Raw genomic sequence first — 20,889 nt, forward strand, 5'->3', positions numbered from 1 at the left:
AGTCTGACCCAGCCCCAGCGCCGTCGGCTGGGCTTGCCGCTCAAGAAGGGCACCGGAGGCTTTCATCCGGTTCCCGGCTACAGTGTCTTCTACCAGGTGCTCACCCGCATGGATCCCGAAGCCTTCGCTTCCAGGCTCACCGACTGGTTGCAAGCACAGGGCGGCACGCTGCCGCAGGCGCTGGCCTTGGACGGCAAAATGATTCGTCATCACATTGGCCTCCTGACCTTGGCCCAACAGGAGGATGGCGCCCCGCAAGCGGCGGCGGTCCACGACCAAAAGCAGGGCACGCCCCGTTGCGAACAAAGCGCGGCGGTGGCACTGCTGGAAAAGCTGCCGGCCCTGGATGGCAAAATCATCACGGCCGACCCATTGCATTGTCAGCGGCGCCAGGCCCGTCTCATCGTCGAAAAAGGGGGCGATTACCTGTTCGGGATCAAGGGAAATCAGCCTCGTTTGCTCCAAGAGGCGCAAGCCTTGGACGCCTTGCCCGACACCCCCTTTTTGCCGACAACCAATCCGGTCATGGCCAGGTCGAAACCCGCAGGCTCCATGCCTTCCCCATCGAGCCCCTGGCCGTCGACTTCCCCTTTGCCCGCGCCCTGATCGTGGTGCGCAGCCAGCGAACGAAGAAAAAGAGCGGCCTCACCACCACCGAGTCCCGTTACTACCTCTCCAGCGCGCCACCGGATCAGTATTCGCCCCAAGAATCGTTGGACTTGATCCGAGGACATTGGGGCGGAGCCGAAATCCGCAATCATTGGCGACGCGATGTCCTGATGGGCGAAGACCGTTCCCGCTCTCGCCAGCCCAACCTGCTGGCCAACTTGGCGCTCATCCGTAACGCCCTCCTCTCGCTCCTCTCCGAACGCCTCGGCGAACAATCCCTCCCGCAGTTCCGCGAACGATTCTGCTCCAGTCCTAAACAATGTCTGGCCATCCTTGCCGCCGCATGAACTCTAAAACAAAAGACCCTGGGCGCGGGAGCACGCCAGCGCCGAGATGAGTCCACACAAGGAGCCGCTGCCGCGCATGGCCTTCGGCCCGGGGCCAAAGCCCGCGATCCCGCGAAGGCCCGGGGGCGCGCAAGAGCCAGAGCGCCCGCCCGAGGCCGATGACCCCCATGTCGCAGTTGGTACATGCAGATGCCTTATCCTTGTGTGCAAGCAGATACACTCCTCTCCGTCCTCGGGACGACATAGGAGCCGGAGCGACCCGCCAATGTAATCCAACCAAAAGGCATAAGCTGCTTCCAGCATCGCTCTCTACGAGCCTTCTCGTACGATCGACTCTACCACCAGAGGGCGCCCGTCTACAGCGATCCCGTGCCGAGTTCCGCCCTTACTGGGAGGGAGCGCAAGACGGCCCGATACCCCGCAAGAGTCGGTAAGGCAAGATGCCGAGGCGCATGCAGTTCAGCCCAGAACATGCCCAAATGTCTTGCCTTCCTTCCCTCCAGATTCGGAAAAAAGGTCACCACGCGTCCTCCAGAACGTAGGTGTCAGGGTAATCGCATGCTTATAATCTAGAAAATCGCCGTCTGTTGCTGATCGGGCGGGCGGTGCTTCGGGAGGTTGTCGCAAGCTGGAAAGCCGAGGTAAAGGTATGAGAATCACCCTGGGCCAGAATGCGACGACTACGCCGGCGATCCCCACGGCGATTCAACGGGCAACGGACCGAGATTTTCTAGCCGGCAATCATGCGAACTCTGACTCTTGGCTTGTCTCCCCACCTCGAGCCCAGCGGCCGCCGGCGCTGGCCCCCAGATCCCCTCCCTTTCCCATCACTACAATCGCCGCCACCACATAGAGCCAGTTGGCCATGATGCTCAAATCAAAGTTTGCTATCCCCTGCAAGCAGGCGCTGATCACCGCAACGAGCCCGCCGAGCACCAGTCTCTTGCGCCTTCGACCCTCCGTTCGGGCCAGAGACCGCGATCCCGCCATTAGCAGCGCCAGGATCAACCAGAACGCCAACCCGAGACCCACCACCCCTGTATCACAGAGAAGCTGCATGTAATCGCTCTCGGCATGGGTGACCGCGTGGTTGCCGGGAAAGACCGTACGCACCAGACCGAATGCGAAATCAAAGGTCCCTAACCCTGTCCCCGTCCAGGCAAAGCGGCGCCAAAGCTCCAGAGCCTCCGGCCAGAGCGCTAGGCGGGGGCTCTGATCGAGGGCCAGTGCCTCGCCCCCAAGCCGCTCGGTCGCGCCTAGAAAAAGATCGGCCGCGATCCAGAGGGCAGCAAGAAGCCCGGCCACGAAAAACCCTGCGATTCCCAGCAAGCCCCTTCGCTCCTCCCGTCCTTGGGACGCAAACCAGAGTGCCATGAGGAAGAGGGCAAGGAGGAGGCTCACCATCGCCCCGCGCGATTTCGAGGTCAGCACACCCGCCGCCATGATGAGGAGAAGCAGCGGAAGAAGGAGCCGCTCGAAGAGCTCATCCGGCGGCAGCCGCACCCAAGTCCGCCAGTCGAAGCGTTGGTCGTTCTCCCATCGTAGCGACTGAGCCGAGAGGTAGCCGAGCCCCAGCAGGACGATCAACAGGAGCAGACCCCCCATGTGACTCCGATTGACGTAGGGGCCAAAGGGATCACCGCCATGGATCGGGCGAACCCAGTAGAGGTAACCGTTCCATGTCGCTCGCTGGATGATTCCGAAGAGCGTCAAAGCCGCACCTGCGGCCAAGATGGCAAGCAGGAGCCGACGAAGCCGGCGACCATCCGAAACAATGTTCCAGAGAAGAACAGCATACAGGCCAATTCCTGCAAATTCCCAGGCATAGCGCCGGGTCATCTGAGGATCGACCGAGAGCGCAAACCATCTCGGGGCTGAGATTCCGAGAAGATGTGCCGCCTGCTGCTCCAGTCGGAAGCGCTCCGGGCAGAGCAACGCAACGAGGCCCGAGGGGATCGGCATCACCTGAAAGCTCACCCAGGCCAGGAAGCAGACGGCCGGGATCCACCCTGACGGGAGATGCAAGGGCCTTCCCGTGGCGGACGCTCGAACTATCCAGACGGCCAGGAGCAACGCGGTGGCAGAGAAGACTGCGGCCTGCGCCCAGGGTTCGACGGCACCGAAGAGCCAGGGGGCCAGCACGAGCACTCCGAGCGCCCCCCCCTCGAGGATTCCTTCGGTCCAGCGGGAGAGCCGGCTAGGGCGCGCGGATTCCGGGTGCGGACGAGGCTCCCCGGAAGTCGATTCCCGGTACTGAGTCGACGATCTCCATCTCATCGAACCACGCCATCCCATAGGTGGGGGGTTCCCACTCGGAGGTCCCTTTCCATTTGATCTGCAAGAGTGCCGGGCCGCCGTCAGAAGGTACATCCACCGGAACCGCAAGCTCGGACCAATCGGTCGTGCCGCCTAGTACGGGAGTGGTCGCCCACACGGTACCGGTTTCCGCGTCGCAGACTTCGAGGACCAGCCCCGAGCTGCTCGTGAGTTCCTCGGCCTTGCCCTTCGCGCGCAGCTCGTAACGATGGCCGGGGGTCAAGAGGACCGTCTGTTCGACAAAGACATGGTCGCTTTCCACCGCAAGTCCGCTCAGGCGGATCCGGAGGGAGGTCTTCCCCGCCGAAGCCTGCTCCTGATCCCGGCGGACGCCCACACCGTTCTGTCGCTTGGTCCTCCATCCGAAGCCCCATCCCACGAGCTCCTGCTCGAATCCCCCGTTCGAGACGATGCCTCCCCCGGGATAGAGGTTCTCCCAGGCCTTCCTCGCGTCGGAGAGCTGGCCCGCTTCCCAGAGCGCTTCCACGTAGCGGCGGGAAAGCGCGGTGTCGAACGGCTTCCTTTCCCGCTCCGCCCGCGCCCAGAGCTGGGCCGCCTCGCCCAGCCACTGCTCCTTCAGCGCGAGGTCGAAGTAGGCGGCGAGCAGCCGGGAGTCTTTTGTCGGAACGAGCCGAAGCGCGCCTTCTTTTCCCCAAGTCGCCTTCGCGATGTAGGCCGCTTGGCGACGCAGATCGGGATCGTAGCGGAAGACAAGCCGGAGATCGCGGAAGGCCGTGCGAAGCTCCCCCAGCTCGATCGCCAAAGTCGCCGCCTTGAGGCGAATCGAGCTGACCGGCCCCGCTTCCCTTCGGCATTCGGCGAGCATCGCCTTGCCCTCATCGAGCCTTCCTTGATTCGCTCGCTCCTGGGCGAGGGCAAGCCACCGCTCCGGCTGGAGCGGTGCCACGAGGAGCCGCTCCCTCGGGCTCTGCGAATCGAGCAGGCGGACGGCCAAGAGGAGAAGCAGGCATCCACTACCCAGAATTCCCAAGCTCCGGCTTCGCAGAGGAACCGTCGGACCGCTCTCGGACTCGATCGCCTTGGTTGGCGGCATGCTCGTTTCAGGACCGCTCAGAGAAGCCACCAGACGGCGGCTGCCCTTGCTCCTCGGGAAGCCGGTAGGCGTAATGATAGGCGCAGTAGGATCGGGCCGACGTCTGCACCCGGTTGAGGATGATCCCGAGGATCCGCGTATTAACGACCAAGAGGGTCTCGACGACCCGGCGCGCTTCCGAGCGGTCGACCTGTCCATCGCGGAGCACCAGGATGGCACCGTCGACCAGAGTCCCCAAGACCGCGGCGTCGGGCATGCCGGTCAAGGGCGGACAATCGAGCAGGACGTAGCCGAAGTGGGAGCGGGCCCACTGGCAGAGGTAGGCCATCGCCGCCGCGCCGAGAAGATCGGCGGGGTGGCAGGGAGTGCGGCCCGCTCCGATCGCCCAGACGTTAGGGAGAGCGGTCGGCTGGACGGCCTGTTCCAGCCCCGCCTGGTTGGTCAGCAGCTCGGAGAGTCCCGGATGGGGACGGAGCCCCAAGGTCTTGTGAAGATTGGGGCGGCGCAGGTCGCAATCGACCAGGAGGACCGTACCCTGCTGGCCGAGGACGGTGCCGGTGTTGATGACCGTCGACGTCTTTCCCTCCCCCATCTGGGAACTCGTGATGAGCATCAACTGCGGTCGCCGGTCGGGTAGGCTGTAATGAAGAAGGGTGCGGATCTGGCGAAAGGAGTTGCTTACCGCCGAGTCGGGTGACACGTGCGTCGCGAGGGCCATCGGAATGCCGGTAGGGATCTCGTCGATCCCTTTGGCCTGGAGCTTCTGGGTATCTGGAACCATACCCAGGACGGGAAGGCACAAGGCCCGCTCGACCTCGTCCTTTCCACGGAGCCGGGTATCGAACTTCGCCAAGCCGATAGCCAACCCGATTCCGCCCATCCCCCCGCCCAGAAAACCGAGGAGCAGGTTGCGGCCTTTCTTCGGGCGGGACGGGAAGCCGGGGATCTGGGCGCTCTCGACCACCTCGACGTTGCTCGCATTGAGGGCCGAGGTGATGTCGGTCTCGCGCATCCGCTTCATGACGCTCGCGTACATCTCCCGATCGGTGTCGGCCTCGCGCTTGAGCATGGCATAGTGCGCCAGGGCCTTGCCCTCCCCGCGCACCTTTTCCATCGAGTGCTGAAACTCCTGCTCCAGGCTTTCGTAGTTCGCCTTAGCCGCCTCGAAGTCGGCCTCGAGGTCGGCTACGCTCCCCTCCTTTTCCTGGGCGAGTTCCTCCTTCAGCCCTTCGATTTCCGCGTGAAGCCGCGTCATGCCCGGATACTCGGGCTTGTAGGTCTCCTCCATCTGGTTGTACCTAGCGACCTCCTTGAGGAGAAGCTTCTTGATTTCCAGCGTGTAGGGATTTTCGGGCACGCCTGCCCTACCGTCGGCGAGCGCAGCCTTCGCTCGCTCGAGCCGGATCTCCTTCTCCAGCATCCGGAGCCGGGCGCGCAAGAGCGAATCCCTGATCTGGGCCACCTCCTTCTCGGCCGGGGCCTTTTCCTGGGGGGACAAACGCGCGATCCCCGCCTCTGCCATGAAGTCCGCGAGCCGCTCCTCGCTTTGGGCCATCTTCTTCCGTAGGGCATCCATTTGACCCGCCAGAAACTTCCGCGCATGACGGTTCGCCTCGAGCTTCCGGTCGAGGCCGAAGTTGATGAACGAATCGGCATACCCGTTGGCGAGCCGCATGGCGACAATCGGCTGGCCACTTTCGCATCGAATCCGCACGAGCCGCGTACCCTTGACCGATTCTACCATGAGAGACCCCATGAGGATGCCCACCAAAGGAGAAGCGTGGACCTCCCCCTCCGCGTCGCCTTTTTGAGTCGCCTGTAGCGAAGCCGCCTTGAGGCCGAACCAGTCCGGATGCTCCTCCAGATCGAGCCGCTCGACCACCCGGGCGGCCAACCCTCGGCTCCTCAAAATCTCAAGTTCGGTTTTGTAGACGGTGTCATACTCGAAGGCGTTGGCCGACTCGTCGCCGACCTGCCGATAGGGGAGGATCGAGTTCCCCGCCCCGGTGCCGATCTTCACCACGGCGGCCGCTTCGTAGACCGGCTTCTGCGTGAAGGTCACCACGACCGTCAAAACGAAGACGCAGCCAAAGAAGGTGAGAGCCGCTCCGCGGTAGCGGTTGACATCGGAGAGGAGGGCACGCACTCCCTCCCAACCCCCCTCTTCCGGATAGGGCTCCGCCAAAGCCTGCGCCCCGGAAGCCAAGGGCCCGAGACTTTCCCGCGGCCTTGGTTGAATTTCCTCCATTGGAGACTACATCCCAAGTAGCCAGACCGCCATGATTCCCGGATAGATGAGGTCCTTCACGACGGTCCACGCGACCATCCCGCCGCTAAACCCAACGATGACCACATCCTCTTTTTGGAGCGCAAAGTCGACTCGGCCGCTGTTCTTTTTACTGAGGTCGAGCTTGATCTCCTGCCGCTGTCCGTTGGGTAGCAGCCGATAGACCCTGACTTTGCTCATCTCCCCAATCTGACTCGGCCCACCCGCGGCGATGATGGCCTGCTGCGCCGTCATTTGTCCTCCAAGGATGTCGACCGCCTTTGGACTTTTGACGTTGCCGCCCACGTAGACCGTTCCCGCGCGCGGCACCTCCACAATATCGCCGGGGCGCAGGAGGAGATTTCCCCTCTCCCCCCTGCCATCCAGCAGTTGCCGCAAGTCGATTTCCACGATGCCTGGAGCGAGCCCGCCCGGAGAAACTGTTTTCGCTCCCTGTTCCGGCCCCGAAGAGGCGGGCGCCTTTTTGCCCGCGGTCGAAGGGCGCTCCGGCAAGCGCCGCAACAGGTAGACTCTTGGCGAAGCCTCATCCTTGAGACCCCCGGCCATCCCGATTGCATCGGTAACGCGCATCCGAGTGCTCATGTCAAAAAGGCCGGGATGCTGGACTTGCCCCATCACGGCTACCTTGTGGCTGCGCATCTCGGCGACCGAGACGGAAACCTGGGGATTCCTCACATACTTTTCCGCAAGCAGCGTCCGCAGCTTCTCGTGAAGCTCCTCGGCCGTCATCCCCTCCACCCGGAGCTGGCCTAAAAGCGGCAGCAATATGGTTCCGGCGGGGGTCACCCGCATCTTAACGTTCCTCAGCTCCGGCACATCGGCCACCTGGATCTCAAGAAGGTCCCCGCCTCCCAAGGGGGCTTCGTTACGATCGGGTTCCTGCGTCGCCTGCCCCAAGACGACATGGTTGATCCGACTGTTCGGGGAGTCGAGACTACCTCCCGGGTATGTGGTGACCAGCGGAGGAACCGGCGCCTTGGTGCTCGAGCAGGCGCCTAGGGCAAGCGCAGCCATGAGCGCGAGCATGGCATGCGAGAGAGCCGCTCGCACCGACAACTTGCGCAAGCGGCTCTTCATGCAGTAATGCGGTAGCTAAACGGGCCTGGTCTCACCGGCCTCCCCGAGCGAGCCGCTTATGGGCTCGTCGATGTCACCGGCACGGCCGTCGAGGGCGTGGTAGTAAACGCCGCCGCAGCACCAACACCGGCACCCACGGCCGCCAAGGTTGCGACCCACACCCACCAGGGCAATCCACCGCCGCCGACGGCTTTCTGACCGTAGGGGTACCAGACGTTCTTATACAGATAGCCCTTGTAGCTTCCGTTCTTGGCAAAGCCTGCAGTCGCTCCCGCCGGCTGACCCGCATCGGCCGGGACATCGGCGTCGGTGAACGTCTTGTTGATCGGCGGTACGACCCCTTTCTGAAGGGCGAATCCACCCTCCTGCGGTACATACCCGAACGACTGGCCGTTCATGCCGTAGACCGGCTTCGCCCCGGCGGGTAGGGTTGTGTCCCCTTCTTCGAGGCCAGCGGGAGCTTGGGTACGCTTGATCTTCGCAACGGCCCCGGTGCCGACATCGACCGGGTTCCCGGCGGTGGCGAGCGTCACCTTGTGTGTAGCCAAATCTTCAACCGGCAGACTCCCCTTGGTCATGTAGATCGCCGTGTTGCCATAGGCGCCCAAAAGGATCTCTCCTTCGCGAAGCTCCTTGCCGGTGGAGGTCGCATGGAACTTCTCACTCTCAAAGACGAGGCGCGAGCCGGCGGGCAGACGGAAGCGGACGATTCCCGACTCTACCTTTGCTACGACACCCGTCCCGGTTTTCTGGAGGACCATCGACCCGTAGGGCCCAAGAGCGATCGAGCCGCCACCCAACAGATTGACCCGGGCGGTGCCGTCTTGGGTCTCAATCCGAGCTCCGCTCGCCAGCGGCATGTTGCCGCCTCTGAGCGGAAGATGGATTCCGTTTTGGGCCAAAGTCCCCACACCAGTAACGTTGCCCACGGAAGCAGCCGCCACCGATGCCGCCCAGAGCGCGGGCGAAATCGGGGCTGTCGCCATCAGGATCGCCGCTGTACCTGCCAAGGACGTTGCCGTCCAGAATCGAGACAGCTTCTTCGAACGAAGCAGTCCCACCGAATCCTTTTTCCTATAGTTCATCTTTCCTCCCCGTTGTTTTTCTGGCTGTGGTTTTCCCTTATACACAAAACCTGTGAAAGGTTTAGGGAATTTCTTACCCGCGTCAACGCTTTTCTTGCCCACACGTTCGCCCACATGGGAAGCCACTACTTCCCCTTTCCGCCGAAAACCGCGGGAATCGTCCGGAAAAGGATCTGAATATCCAGCCAGGGACTCCAGTGCTCGATGTAGTAGCGGTCGAGCTCGACCGCCCGCTCGAAGCGGGGGTCGCTCCGGGCTTCGACGGCCCAGAGGCTGGTCATTCCCGGCTTCACGTCGAGCCGGCGATAGTAGCCGACGCTCAGCTCCTCGTAGCGGGCCACCTCGTCGGGCGTGGGGGGGCGGGGTCCGACTAGGGACATTTCCCCTTTGAGTACGTTCCAGAGCTGTGGAAGCTCATCGAGGCTGTACTTGCGCAGGATCCGGCCGATTGGGGTGATCCGGGGGTCGTCCGAGATCTTGAACATCGGCCCCTGCCGCTCGTTCCGGGTGGCGAGCTCCGCTTTCCTGGCGTCCGCATCCGGTATCATGGTCCGGAACTTCCAGCAGAGGAAGGTCCTCCCTTTCCGTCCGATCCGGGCGGAGCGATAGAAGACCGGGCCTCCGTCGTGGGCCTTGATCGCGATCGCCAGCCCGAGGAAGAGGGGGGAGAGCAGGAGAAGACCGGCAAGCGATCCCCCGAAATCGATGGCGCGCTTGAGCAAAAGGCAGAGCACCGGCACGGGCTCCCAATGGACCGGCACGATCGGTCGGCCGGCGATCAGCTCGAGCGCCCGCCAGTCGGGCCGGATGGCCGATCCTTCCGCCGGATGGACCGGAAGGAGCCAGACGTTCTTGCGACGGGCGCGCGCCTCCGCGGCGATCAGCTCCCACTGCTCCCTTTCCAAGGAACGGGCGATGAAGACCTCGTCGACCAGGAAGCGGTCGAGGATCTGCGGAAGGTCGGCGATCTTCCCTAGAATCCCTTCTCCCTCGGAGTCGTCGACGAAGCCCCGGACGAAGACCCCCAGGTGGGCGGACGCCGAAAGGCTCCCCGCGAGTTCCCGGCTGCGGGGACCGGCTCCCACGATGAGCACATGATGCCATCCATTTCCTGCGTCGACATCCCGCCGCGCGAGATTCCAGAACAAGACCCGCCACGCAGGCAAGGCAACCAGGGACATCCCGCAGAGCCATAGGACCATGAGGCGGCTGATCGGCATCCGCGCCATGTAAAAGACGACCATGAGCAGGACCGCCCCTTGCAAGACGCCCTTGGCCACCGCCCAGAGCTCCCGGCTCTCGCCCCTCGCCCAGGCGAGCGTGTATACTCCTTCGCGCTGGAGGAAGAGGAGGACTAGGGCCAGATAGAGCAGGAGAAAGCCCAAATGACGGTAGCTCCTCTCCCAGGTGATCGTTCCTCCCTCCACGGAGGTGCGCAGCCAGAAGACCAGGATTCCGGCGGCGAGTATCAGGAGGCTGTCCACGAGGACCGCCAACCGGTCCTGGCGAACGCCGCGGCTCCCCGCCCAGACCCCCCGGGCCGCTCCCCTTCCCGCGATCAAAGGCAGGTTGGGGGAGGTCATGGCCACCGGCTCCCCCCGAGTCCGCATTTTTGAAGAGAAGCTGCCGCCCTTGGCCGCTCCGCTCTCGGGAACGCCAGACTCCTTTTTTGTGACCTGTAAAAATACGTCACGGACATTGGCCTTACGGCCCGACCGGCGCGACGACTCCTACGGGCTGCCCTGTAACTGGCTGCCCTCTGACTGCCGCTTAGGCTTGTACCAAGACAAAAGGGGCATGGACAAGCGCAATCCGCAGGGTCTTTTTTTATGAACGGCCAAGTGATTCTGCGCCAGGGAGGGAAAGAAAGGCTAGACATGAGGCGACTTTTTCGATGCCATAGGCTCGATGAAACAGCATTTCCATTCAGGAACCGGTGGGCCAAGGGATTGCGGACTGGAAGTTTCGATTGCCAGTTTTCCCGAAGAAATCGAATGGTTCGATGGGCAGTTGAAGGAACGCCACTATCTGGGGGCGGGGCGATCGGTGGGCGACTATTTGCGCCAGGTCATTGCCCAAGATGGGCAGGCGGTGGCGCTGCTGGGTTTGGGGCCGGCCTGCTACGCGCTCAAGGATCGGGATCGGTGGATTGGATGGAGCGCCGTACAGCGGGTGGAGCGGCTCAAGTTGATCGTACAAAATCGGCGTTTTCTGCTGCTCACTCCCAAGGGGCAGGCGCCCAATCTGGCCTCCCAAGCTTTGGGAGCGGCCTTGCGGGCGTTGCCGGGGCAGTGGCGGGATCGCTTTGGCTACACTCCGCTCTTTTGGCCGAAGAGCTTCACCGATCCCGGAGGCCTATGCGGGGACCTGCTACAAGGCGAGCAACTGGGAGGCGGTAGGCTACAGCGCGGGCTACAGCCGCCATCGGGCCGATTTTTATCTGCCCAACGACCGGCCCAAGCGGCTCTGGCTGCGTCCTCTTTCGGCGCAAGCGCGGCAAACGTTACGAGCGGTCCAATTACCCGAAGAGTGCCGCGCCGGTTTGAGCGCGAGGCCCTCGGGCACGCTGCCGGTCAACGCCCAGCAAGTCGAATCGTTGCTGGAGGTCTTTTGGAAAGCGCCCGATCCGCGCAAGAAGAACGCCCACTATCCGGTCGGGCCGGTATTGACCTTGATCGCGATGGCGCTTTTGGCCGGGCGGCGGGAGATCGCCGAGATCGCCCGGTTTGCCACTACGCTGACCCAACCCCAGCGCCGTCGGCTGGGCTTGCCGCTCAAGAAAGGCACCCGAGGCTTTCATCAGGTTCCCGGCTACAGTGTCTTCTACCAAGTGCTCACCCGCATGGATCCCGAAGCCTTCGCTGTCAGGCTCACCGACTGGTTGCAAGCGCAGAGCGGCACGCTGCCGCAGGCGCTGGCCATGGACGGCAAAATGATTCGTCACCACATTGGCCTCCTGACCTTGGCCCAACAGGAGGACGGCGCCCCGCAAGCGGTGGCGGTCTACGACCAAAAGCAGGGCACGCCCCGTTGCGAACAAAGCGCGGCGGTGGCGCTGCTGGAAAAGCTGCCGGCCCTGGATGGCAAAATCATCACCGGCGACCCGTTGCACTGTCAGCGGCGCCAGGCCCGCCTCATCGTCGAAAAAGGGGGCGATTACCTGTTCGGGATCAAGGGAAACCAGCCGCGATTGCTTCAAGAGGCTCAAGCCTTGGACGCCTTGCCCGACACCCCCTTTTTACCGACAACCAAATCGGTCATGGCCGAGTCGAAATCCGCCAACTCCATGCCTTCCCCATCGAGCCCCTGGCCGTCGACTTCCCCTTTGCCCGCGCCCTGATCGTGGTGCGCAGCCACCGCACGAAGAAAAAAAGCGGCCTCACCACCACCGAGTCCCGTTACTACCTCTCCAGCGCGCCACCGAATCAGTATTCGCCCCAAGAATGGTTGAACTGGATCCGAGGACATTGGGGCGGGATCGAAATCCGCAACCATTGGCGACGCGATGTCCTGATGGGCGAAGACGGTTCCCGCTCCTGTCAGGCCAACCTGCTGGCCAACTTGGCGCTCATCCGTAATGCCCTCCTCTCGCTCCTCTCCGAACGCCTCGGCGAACAATCCCTCCCGCAGTTCCGCGAACGATTCTGCTCCACCCCTAAACAATGTCTGGCCATCCTTGCCGTCGCATGAACTCCAAAACAAAAGACCCTGGCGCAATCCGCCGCCGTGGGCTTTATGGCGTTAAGGAACCTAAAGCTTCTTAGGTTAGCGCCCGGGAGTTCCTCTTCGGCGGGAGGACGCCCGCCGGCCCCGGACCGTCACGGCCCCTGCCGGTCGTAGCCGTTGCGGTAGTTCGCGAAGAGAACGCTCAGCCGTTCCGCTTCCCGGCGCGCCTCCTCGGTGATCCGCCGCCCGATCACCAGGGGGTAAGATTTAGCGGGAAGGCGAGGCAGGAGCTTCTCCCACTGCTTGGGCATGGACTCAACCGCTGCCCTCAATGCCTTCAGAAAGAGCTTAGAGCGCACATCGGCTCTCTTCACATCGTGGACGTCCTCCGTCGCCGAAAGTTCCGCCACGGCACAGGCGGGCTCCCCCGTCTCCTTATCCTCTCCCACCGCGAGAGCGTCCGCATACCCCAGTTGATCGCGCTCCTCCTCGGTAATCGCGCCGGCCCTGTCAGCAGCAGCAAAAATGCGGCTGAGCAGCCGCCGCTCCAGAACCTCCAGCGGATCCATCCGCTTGTGCAGGTAGTTGTCCAGCTTCTCCACGGCATCGCGCTGCGTCACCTCCCGGTCCAGTCCGTCCAGTTTGATGCTCGTGCCAGCCAGCAGCTTCTCGACCGCGATAAACCGCCTTTCCGTGGAGTCCAGAAAGGACTGGAGCGTGGCCTCCAAGGCGTCCAGTCTTTTCTCCTCGCCTCCTTGAACTCTTCCATGGAACGCTGAAACGTCTCCATAGAGCGTTGGAACTCCTCCATGGAACGCTGAAACGCCTGCGTCGATTCCATGAAGGACTGAAGCGTAGCCTCGGTCCTTTCCTGCTGTTGGGCGAGCGCCCGGGTTGTTTCGGTTAGCCCCTGGATCGACTCCTGGATCTCCCGAGAATCCTCCCTCCGTTCGAGCTCGGCCTTTTCGAGCTTGGCCGGAAGCCCGAGCAGCTCCTCGGTAAGGATTTTCCGGCGGATCGCCTCCCTCCACTCCAGATGCTCCCGGCGCGCGGCCAGGAACTCGTCGATGGACCGGATCGGAATGCTCACGGCTCGACTGCAGCCTCAAAGGTCGGGAAGGGCAACGGACCGCACCGCACCGATTGGTTCGGTATCCTTTCTTTGATGCGGCAACCGGCCGAAAGAGTCATCCGGCGCCATTCGTTTCGCATCGCTGCCCCAGCAAAAGGATCTTTTCGGGTTTTCCGTTGACCGGCTCCGCCCTCGGGGAGACTCTCCCCGATAGGAGAGACCATGGACACCTGGTGGATTGGGTTGGCTGGAGCGGCGCTCGGGGCTGCGGCGGCCTGGCTCTTAGGAAGGGGAACGCGACCGGCGGAGCGAGCCAAGCTGGCGGCGGCGGAGAGCGCCCGAGACCGATCGGAAGCGGAGCTCGCAGAAAAGAAGCGCGCCGTCGAGGAAGCCACAGCCGCCCTGCGAGGGGAGACCGAACGGCGGGCGGCAGCCGAGGAGAAGGCGAGCCGGCTCCCCGGCTTGGAAGCCGAGCTTCAGGAAAGCCGGGCCGAGCTCGGGGAAGCTCAGATGCGGATTGCCGAACTCCAGAGCCGGCTTTTCCAAACGGAAAAAGCAGCCCAGGAAAAGCTCCAAATCCTGGAGGAGGCTCGGGCCAAGTTCGGAGAGGCATTCCGCGGGCTTTCCGCGGAGGCGCTCCGGCAGAACAACGAGGCTTTCCTGACGCTCGCCCGGGAAAACTTCGCCCAGTTCCAGGAAGGAGCGAAGGCCGAGCTCGAGGCCCGGAAGACGGCGGTGGAGGCCTTGACGCAGCCGATCCGCGAATCGCTCCAGAAGGTCGACGGGAAGCTGGGAGAGATCGAGCGGAGCCGGATCGGGGCCTACAGCGCGCTTTACGAGCAGCTCAAGGCGCTGGTGGAGACCCACCTGCCCCAGCTTCGCAGCGAAACCGCCAACCTGGTCAAGGCTCTCCGGCAGCCGGTGGCGCGCGGGCGGTGGGGGGAGATGCAGCTCCGGCGGGTCGTCGAGATGGCGGGGATGGTCGAGCGTTGCGACTTCCTCGAGCAGACGAGCGTGGAGAGGGAAGAGGGCCGGCTGCGGCCGGACCTGATCATCCGGCTTCCCGGGGGAAAGCAGATCGTCATCGATGCGAAGGCGCCGATCGCCGCCTACCTGGAAGCGGTCGAGGCGTCCGACGAGCCGGCGAGGATCGCCCGGCTGGCCGACCATGCCCGGCAGGTCCGGGAGCATATCGCCAATCTGAGCAAGAAGGCCTATTGGGAGCAGTTCGCGCCGACCCCGGAGTTCGTCGTCCTCTTCCTGCCGGGGGAGATGTTCTTCTCGGCGGCCCTCCAGCAGGACCCGGGGCTCCTCGACTACGGGGTCGGGAAGCGGGTGATCCCGGCAACGCCGACGACCTTGATCGCCCTTTTGCAAGCGGTCGCCTACGGCTGGCAACAGGAAGCGCTCACCGAAAACGCCCGGGCGATCAGCGAGCTGGGCCGAACCCTCTACAAGCGGATCACCACCCTGGCCGACCATTGGGCCGGGGTCGGCAAGGGGATGGAGCAGGCGATCAAGGCCTACAACAAGGCAACGGCCACTCTCGAATCGCGGGTGCTGGTGACGGCGAGGCGTTTTACGGGGCTCCAGGCGGCCCCGGAAGAAGCGGTCATCGAGACCCCGGAACCGATCGACCAGTCGGCCCGCCTCCTGCAGGAGCCGGAGCTGCTGGAGGAAGGCCCGGGGAACGGAGGAACGGGATAGTTCTTTTGCGATTGGGCGGGTTCCAATCCCGCTTCGGCTTCCCTTGCGGAGAGCCGGCGATCGCGCCGCCGTCTTGGGTCGGCTTTCGAAGATCCCCCTTGTTTCAGAAATCGGGCTTGCCGCGAAGGACGAGACGGAAGTCACGCCTTCCGGTCGCCGATTCCCGCGCTTCCCGAGTTTTAGCGGATCGACCCCGGATCCTTCTCCCGACGAATCTCCTCTACGGCGCAGACGAGGTCCTCCTGCTCAAGGAAGAGGCCTTCCAAAAAGAATCCCCGCAGGTCGACAAGGGACACTCCGCACCCAGTCGCATGGCGGCGGATGGCCAGGAAAGCGGCCCGCTGGCAGATGGCTGCCAGCTCGGCTCCGGAAAGGCCCTCGGTAACTGCGGCCAGCGGCTCGATCGCCAGCTTCTCGCTGCCGGGGATCTTTCGGAGATGGATCCGGAGGATGGCGGCGCGAGCCGCTTCGGCGGGGAGGCCGATCTCGATCTTGCGGTCGAAGCGCCCGGGCCGAACCAGGGCGGGATCCAGATCCTCGAACCGGTTGGTTGCCGCAAGCACGGCAATCCCCGTGTTTTGGCGCAGGCCGTCCATTTCCCGGCAGAGTTCGCCGAAGGTGCGGCGCGTGACGCCCTCGGCGCCCATTTCGTCCCGATTCGTGCGGAGACCGTCGATCTCATCGAAGAAGAGAACGACCAGCCGCCCGCCGGAGGCGATGCGACGAGCATCCTCAAAGAGCCTAGCTACGTTCTTTTCGCTCTCCCCATGCCACATCGAGTTGATGTCGCTGGCCGAAACCGAAAGGAAGAGCGCATCGAGCTGACTGGCCAAGATCTTGGCGATCGTCGTCTTTCCCGTGCCGGCCGGACCGACGAGCAGGATCCCCTTGGACGGAGCCAGGCCCATGCGCCGATAGGGCTCGGGGTTGCGGAGGGGATATTCGATCAGATCCCGCATCGTCCGCTCGACCTCCGGCATGCCTCCGAGGTCCTCCCAAGACGCTTCCGAGACCCGAACTGCAGCACAGGGCCCCGCCCCCTCTTCGTCGGACGGAGGCTCTGCCGTTTCCAAGAGTTCCCGCACTTCGGCAGCCGCCTCCCAGGCACATTCCACGGAGAGCGACTGGCCCAAGAAACGGAAGCGGAAGAGCGACGCTCCTTTCCGGGCTTCGAGCTGCAAATCGGTCGGATAGAGTCCTAGGACGGGATCCATCGCCAATTTCGGGGCTCCTTGGGATCGGTCGGAGCGGATCGTCACTCCCTCGAAGCCGCTGGAAACTTCCTGGAAGAGGCGGCAGAGAGAGCGCAGGGAGCGGAAGCGACGCTCGACCACTACGCGATGACCCCAGCTTTGGAAAAGGATCGATTCGATGCGCTGCACGTTCCGCGGATGCGTGCGAACGCGCACCCGTAACCGGTCACTCGAATACTTCCTGCTGAACTCGAACAGGAAGCTTTCTCTACCGATCTCGGCCTGCACGACCGCTTCGACCGGACAGAGGTCCCCGTTGGCCAGGACCGACAGCTCGGGCGATCCTTTCGGTTTGCCGTCGTACCCGATCTCGCCCCAGATTCCGCAGATCCGGGCATGGCCCTGAATCCAATCCAAGAGGTTCCGCGCGGGTCCTTCGAACTCAGAGAAGTGGCGCTCCACCACCGTCTCCTCGACGCCGAGAGAGGCGAGAAGGTCGAAGAGGGCTTCGTTGCGGCCGGATCCTGCCTCTCCGACCCCCTCCCCGCCCGCCGTCCTCTGCCGATCTGGTTTTTGGGACATGGGAATCGCCTTGGTTTGCTACCCGGCGGACCCGAGGGATCATCCGCGCATTGGTGACGGGGAGCGACCGGACGAGAGGGGCGCAAGCCGCCGACTTTCCTTATCTTACCTCAATCATTTAATCGAGCACATCTCGGCCAGCAGATCGATGTAGGCGTTGGCTGCCTCTGCGAGCTTATGGGTGTAAGCCATTTCGCGGCTCTCCCCCTGCCCTTGCTTGTGGAGCTCGGCCATCGCCTTGCTCTCCATGACTCTTTTGACCAGCGCCTTCGCTTCGCGAATCGCCCCTTTGCCATGCTCGGCCGCCAGATCGTCCGTTCCGGGGGCCATCTGCATTTCACCAAGCATCACCAGATTGGAGCCTTCGGCCGCCATCTCGACCGCATGGTTGATGACCGCATGCATGTGGTGGAGTTGCATCGAGCTGTCGGACTGGCGCTCCTGGGAATAGAGAGGGGATGCCGCCAATCCGATTCCGAGCAGCACCATCGAAGCCAAGAGAAGAGTTCGCTTTTTCATTGTATTTTCCTTTTTCAGGGTTGGTTTGGTCTTTTTCCGCTTGGAAAGGAATGATTTCCTTCCGGCAGCAGCCCATCGTGGAAGACTGTGAAGCCCAAGTCGGAACCAGACCCGCCCGGGCCTTCCCTTCGCTTCCCACTGGGCGCTCGGCTGCGACCCGCGGGATCCTCGAAGAAGATCACGGCCGAAGGGTGCCTGCTTGTCCTGGCCCTGCTCTTTTCAGTTGCGCCCGCCGGGGCGCAAGGCACCCCGCAAGCGGCCGAGGAGGAGAAGCGCCCCGCCGGAATGGCGCCCGATGCTTCGCTTACGCCCGAGGAGCTCGCCGACTTCGACCGGCAGCCGACGCCGGTCCAAGAGCTGATTCGTCAGGCACTTCTTTTGACGACAAAGGATCTCACCTACCGGTACGGCTCCGCCGATCCAACGACCGGCGGGATCGACTGCTCGGGCTTCGTCTACTTTGTGCTCCGGCAGTGTGGAATTCGCGACGTCCCCCGCACCTCGAGCGGCCAATACGTCTGGGTTCGGAAGGCGGGCAACTTCCGGGCGGCCGTGAGCCGGGATCCCAAGACCTTCGAGATGGATGAGCTGCGGCCGGGAGATCTGCTCTTTTGGGAAGGGACCTATGCGACCAAGAACGATCCGCCGATTACCCATTCGATGATCTACCTCGGTCGGGAAAAGGCGAGCGGAGAGCGGGTGATGGTCGGATCGAGCGACGGCCGGACCTACCACGGCAAGCAGCGATGGGGGGCGAGTGTCTTCGACCTCTGGCCGAAGTTTCCCGGGCAGGCGGCGGCTCCGAGCAGCAGCCGGTTCGTGGGGTATGGGAAGATTCCGGGGTTGGGGATCGGAAACGGTCGGCGGGCGACGGAAGAGAGGGAGGAGTAGGGCCTTGAGAGGGAGACAGCTAGGTTTCTCGATCTGCCGTCGGAGGGGAGGCAGGAATCGCTAGCGAGCTTTCCGCGAGCGTTGCGTTCCAATGGCCAGGGCTTGCCGAATCCTCGGCATCTCCAAGGAGAAGCCCGGCAAAAGCGGAGTGGGGATCGAATCCTCAAAGCTCATGATCGCGACCGGCTTCTCCCGGTTTTCACTGAAGCGGTAAATCCGCACGCTCTCCTCGTGACGGTCGAAGATCCAGTATTCTCCAATCCCCGCCTCGCGGTAGATTTCCACCTTGTCCTTCCAGTCGATCTCCCTGGTCGAGGGCGAGAGCATTTCCAGGACAAGAGCCGGGACGACTCCGTCCTGGACGTTCGCCTCCTCATCCCACTTCTCAAGCTGGTCGTTCGCGATGTAGCAGAGGTCGGGCACCACCCCTTCCCGGTCGGGCGCCAGGATCCCGGGAAAGGAAAAGGCGATGCCGTGGCGCACGATGCCCAGCGGATGCTGCTCGAGGTAATTTCCAATTCTCCGCTCGATTTCCCCTGCCAACCCGCTATTGCCCGCCGTTTCTTGGGTCATGATGAGGTTCCCATGGATGAGCTCCCAATGCTCGTCCTCGGGAGTCGCGAGCCAATCCTTGACCGTGTGCGGCCCGAAAGTGGTTGTCGGCATGGTCGTCTCCTTCCTGCTCCCTCCACGATACCGGCGTGCCTGGCGTCCAGCAAGGGTTGACACGTGGAGATCGGCAGATGGCCCGAGCGGTTCTTCTGGCGGACTGGTTACCGGAATGGCCTTCCGCGTCTGCTTTCCGACGCCGTTTCGATTCTCGAGTCGGAAGTCAAGGCAACGCCCGTCATGCCCGGAGGGTGTCCAAGCGTAGCATCAGCGTGAACGGCTCGGTCGGCGATGCCTGGAAGCCGTAGTGCTCGTAGAACTGCCTCGCGCGATCGTGAAGGGCATGGGCGAGTAGCGCCCGAACGCCGGCGTTCAGCGAGACCGCCACCGCCCGTTGCACGGCATCCTGCAGCATGGCCCCGCCGAGATGGTGCCCCTGGATGCGGGTGTCCACAGCCACCCGGGCCAGCACCAGGACCGGAACGGGGTCTGGCATGTTGCGGCGCACTGCGCCGGTAGCCAGACGGTGTGCGACCGCCCCCGCAGCCATCGCGTAGTATCCCTGAACGCAGTTGTCCGGATCAACGACCACGAAGGTGCGGCTGGCGCCGCTCTGCTGGTTGGCCATCGCCCGGCGCTTGAGCCACTCGTCGAGCACCGGCTCTCCGCAGGAAAAGTCGCCAACACGGTGGGCAGCGCTCAGCGGCTGCGGCGCGCTGAGCGGCGGGTTCATTCCTTGGCCCAGGGAGCCTTCAATGCCATGAGCCGTTCGCGCCCCGGGTTGGGCGCGGGTGGCGCATCGAGCAGGTCGATGAACTGCTGAAATTTGTCGGCGTCTAGGTTGAAGTAGACCTGATCGAGCAGCACGGCCTGGGCCTTGTCGCAGGCGGCCTCGAGCATGAAATCCGAACGGTTCTTGCCCAGGAGGTGAGCGGCTCGGTCGATCAGATCGCGCTGCTCGGGCATTGCCCGTAGGTTAATGGCAGCGTCTCGCATAGCTTACTTTCGTATACACGATAGACATATAAAGTCTAGAACTGCACATAACTGTCGTCAACACGCGCTTACCTTTTTGTCGTAAGCAAGGGAAGTAACCGCTTGGGATTTGCGCCTGGAGTGTCCATGAGATGCGGGCCATGGACGGTTTTGACGAGGCGGATTGGTAGGTTGGATTCTCTGGACGTCCTCGCTTGAGCTTCGGCTGATCCCGGCGAGGACGGTTTTCGGGCGAACTAGCAAAAATGCGCCGGTTGAAAAACAAGCTCTTCTTCGGCATGATCACAAAAAAGCCAAGGGCGCGTTTTCCATGACCTGTACTGGTGGCGGCGCAAGCCCAGAGGGTCGGTTTATCGAGAAGCACCGGGCTGAGAGTCGGAATAAGCTGCAAGACTCTATTTCCCTGGGACGAAGAGACATCGAAGAACGGCTTTGCACGATTGCCGAGGAGTGCCGCGACCCGAATTGGGATGGCTACGGCGCGGAGCCGATCTCGGACGTGACGTATGGCCTCGCCCACTCCTTTCTCGCGGCACTACCGCTGGGAAGCCCGATGCCGACAGTAGGGGCGGAAGCCGATGGACAGATCACTTTCGAATGGCACCGCTCTGCGCATCGGACGCTTTCCGTGAGTATCGTTCCCGAAGGAAGGGTGCACTATTCCGCCTTGTTGGGCGCAAGGAGGGTGCATGGGGAGGAGCCGTTCTTCGGCGAGATTCCCGACCGGATCGTGGAGATCATCGGCCGTCTGTAGCGCTTTTAATCTGCCCAGTCGGAACCCTTTAGTCGAGGGGGCGATCCCTTCTGCCGTGTGACTGGGTAGCCGGGCCGTTGCAAGATTGGGACCGTTTGGTTGCCGGAGAGATCCCTCGGCAATTT

Annotated in this window: 19 protein-coding genes and 2 pseudogenes; 8 read left to right on the top strand and 13 right to left on the bottom strand. The window is 63.1% G+C overall.

The features are described from left to right. Together A37A_RS21710 and A37A_RS21715 are read left to right on the top strand one after the other, a co-directional pair. Positions 1-606 (top strand): ISAs1 family transposase (locus tag A37A_RS21710; RefSeq protein WP_155996592.1); only part of this gene is annotated, 606 nt, incomplete at its 5' end. Next, the gene (locus A37A_RS21715) at positions 564-956 is read left to right on the top strand and encodes a hypothetical protein (RefSeq protein ID WP_255324902.1); all 393 of its coding nucleotides are present in this window, start codon (positions 564-566) and stop codon (positions 954-956) included. The genes A37A_RS21710 and A37A_RS21715, both read left to right, overlap by 43 nt. A gap of 741 nt (positions 957-1,697) precedes the next feature. On the opposite strand, the gene A37A_RS0103320 is transcribed toward A37A_RS21715, so the two are convergent. The 6 genes from A37A_RS0103320 to A37A_RS18045 form a co-directional block, all read right to left on the bottom strand. Next, positions 1,698-3,233, bottom strand: coding sequence for an O-antigen ligase (locus tag A37A_RS0103320; RefSeq protein WP_196799480.1), 1,536 nt, complete (start codon positions 3,231-3,233; stop codon positions 1,698-1,700). Then, entirely contained in the window at positions 3,154-4,326 is a 1,173-nt protein-coding gene (locus tag A37A_RS20495) for a hypothetical protein (protein WP_018290115.1), read from the bottom strand. The genes A37A_RS0103320 and A37A_RS20495 overlap by 80 nt, the downstream gene beginning before the upstream one ends. Positions 4,327-4,333: 7 nt before the next feature. Next, positions 4,334-6,532: a polysaccharide biosynthesis tyrosine autokinase gene (locus A37A_RS0103330; protein WP_020493945.1), complete on the bottom strand. Its 2,199-nt coding sequence runs from the start codon at positions 6,530-6,532 to the stop codon at positions 4,334-4,336. A gap of 48 nt (positions 6,533-6,580) precedes the next feature. Further along, complete coding sequence (locus A37A_RS0103335; protein ID WP_196799481.1) at positions 6,581-7,678, bottom strand: polysaccharide biosynthesis/export family protein; 1,098 nt, start codon at positions 7,676-7,678, stop codon at positions 6,581-6,583. 68 nt (positions 7,679-7,746) lie between these two features. Next, entirely contained in the window at positions 7,747-8,775 is a 1,029-nt protein-coding gene (locus tag A37A_RS0103340; protein ID WP_020493946.1) for a hypothetical protein, read from the bottom strand. A 125-nt stretch (positions 8,776-8,900) separates the two neighbouring features. Next, positions 8,901-10,358 (bottom strand): sugar transferase, encoded by a 1,458-nt coding sequence (locus tag A37A_RS18045; protein WP_081616267.1) that lies wholly within the window; start codon positions 10,356-10,358, stop codon positions 8,901-8,903. 325 nt (positions 10,359-10,683) lie between these two features. Here A37A_RS18045 and A37A_RS21190 point away from each other — a divergent pair. The 3 genes and pseudogenes from A37A_RS21190 to A37A_RS21725 form a co-directional block, all read left to right on the top strand. Next, positions 10,684-11,037: pseudogene (locus A37A_RS21190) on the top strand (Druantia anti-phage system protein DruA); the annotation flags it as partial. Between the two features lie 334 nt (positions 11,038-11,371). After that, positions 11,372-12,115: an ISAs1 family transposase gene (locus A37A_RS21720; RefSeq protein ID WP_343122729.1), complete on the top strand. Its 744-nt coding sequence runs from the start codon at positions 11,372-11,374 to the stop codon at positions 12,113-12,115. Then, positions 12,073-12,465: pseudogene (locus A37A_RS21725) on the top strand (hypothetical protein); the annotation flags it as partial. The gene A37A_RS21720 and the pseudogene A37A_RS21725, both read left to right, overlap by 43 nt. A gap of 128 nt (positions 12,466-12,593) precedes the next feature. Here A37A_RS21725 and A37A_RS0103365 read toward each other — a convergent pair. Both A37A_RS0103365 and A37A_RS0103370 read right to left on the bottom strand, forming a co-directional pair. Next, positions 12,594-13,169 (bottom strand): hypothetical protein, encoded by a 576-nt coding sequence (locus A37A_RS0103365; RefSeq protein WP_231363748.1) that lies wholly within the window; start codon positions 13,167-13,169, stop codon positions 12,594-12,596. Beyond that, positions 13,058-13,531, bottom strand: coding sequence for a hypothetical protein (locus A37A_RS0103370; RefSeq protein WP_020493950.1), 474 nt, complete (start codon positions 13,529-13,531; stop codon positions 13,058-13,060). The genes A37A_RS0103365 and A37A_RS0103370 overlap by 112 nt, the downstream gene beginning before the upstream one ends. A gap of 204 nt (positions 13,532-13,735) precedes the next feature. On the opposite strand from A37A_RS0103370, the gene rmuC reads away from it, so the two are divergent. Beyond that, positions 13,736-15,220 carry a DNA recombination protein RmuC gene (gene rmuC, locus A37A_RS0103380; RefSeq protein WP_018290123.1) on the top strand — a complete coding sequence of 495 codons (1,485 nt, stop codon included), beginning with the start codon at positions 13,736-13,738 and terminating at the stop codon, positions 15,218-15,220. 179 nt (positions 15,221-15,399) lie between these two features. Here the strand turns inward: rmuC and A37A_RS18050 are convergent, their stop codons facing one another. Both A37A_RS18050 and A37A_RS0103390 read right to left on the bottom strand, forming a co-directional pair. Further along, the gene (locus tag A37A_RS18050) at positions 15,400-16,995 is read right to left on the bottom strand and encodes a 26S protease regulatory subunit (protein WP_018290124.1); all 1,596 of its coding nucleotides are present in this window, start codon (positions 16,993-16,995) and stop codon (positions 15,400-15,402) included. Positions 16,996-17,109: 114 nt separating this feature from the next. Beyond that, a complete protein-coding gene (locus A37A_RS0103390; protein WP_020493952.1) occupies positions 17,110-17,514 on the bottom strand; it encodes a hypothetical protein in 405 nt (134 codons plus the stop codon). Between the two features lie 87 nt (positions 17,515-17,601). Here A37A_RS0103390 and A37A_RS0103395 point away from each other — a divergent pair, with 87 nt between their 5' ends. Beyond that, on the top strand, positions 17,602-18,405 hold the full coding sequence (locus A37A_RS0103395) for a C40 family peptidase (protein ID WP_018290126.1): 804 nt from the start codon (positions 17,602-17,604) through the stop codon (positions 18,403-18,405). Between the two features lie 60 nt (positions 18,406-18,465). Here A37A_RS0103395 and A37A_RS0103400 read toward each other — a convergent pair whose 3' ends face one another. The 3 genes from A37A_RS0103400 to A37A_RS0103410 all read right to left on the bottom strand — a co-directional run bounded on the left by A37A_RS0103400 (position 18,466) and on the right by A37A_RS0103410 (position 20,010). Continuing rightward, positions 18,466-19,071, bottom strand: coding sequence for a Uma2 family endonuclease (locus tag A37A_RS0103400; RefSeq protein ID WP_018290127.1), 606 nt, complete (start codon positions 19,069-19,071; stop codon positions 18,466-18,468). Between the two features lie 181 nt (positions 19,072-19,252). Further along, on the bottom strand, positions 19,253-19,747 hold the full coding sequence (locus A37A_RS0103405) for a GNAT family N-acetyltransferase (RefSeq protein ID WP_020493953.1): 495 nt from the start codon (positions 19,745-19,747) through the stop codon (positions 19,253-19,255). Beyond that, a complete protein-coding gene (locus A37A_RS0103410) occupies positions 19,744-20,010 on the bottom strand; it encodes a DUF1778 domain-containing protein (protein WP_018290129.1) in 267 nt (88 codons plus the stop codon). The genes A37A_RS0103405 and A37A_RS0103410 overlap by 4 nt, the downstream gene beginning before the upstream one ends. 310 nt (positions 20,011-20,320) lie before the next feature. Here A37A_RS0103410 and A37A_RS18055 point away from each other — a divergent pair, with 310 nt between their 5' ends. Further along, complete coding sequence (locus A37A_RS18055; RefSeq protein ID WP_155996464.1) at positions 20,321-20,764, top strand: hypothetical protein; 444 nt, start codon at positions 20,321-20,323, stop codon at positions 20,762-20,764. Positions 20,765-20,889: the final 125 nt, after the last annotated feature.

It is taken from the genome of Verrucomicrobium sp. 3C, from assembly GCF_000379365.1.
GTDB lineage: Bacteria > Verrucomicrobiota > Verrucomicrobiia > Methylacidiphilales > Methylacidiphilaceae > Methylacidimicrobium.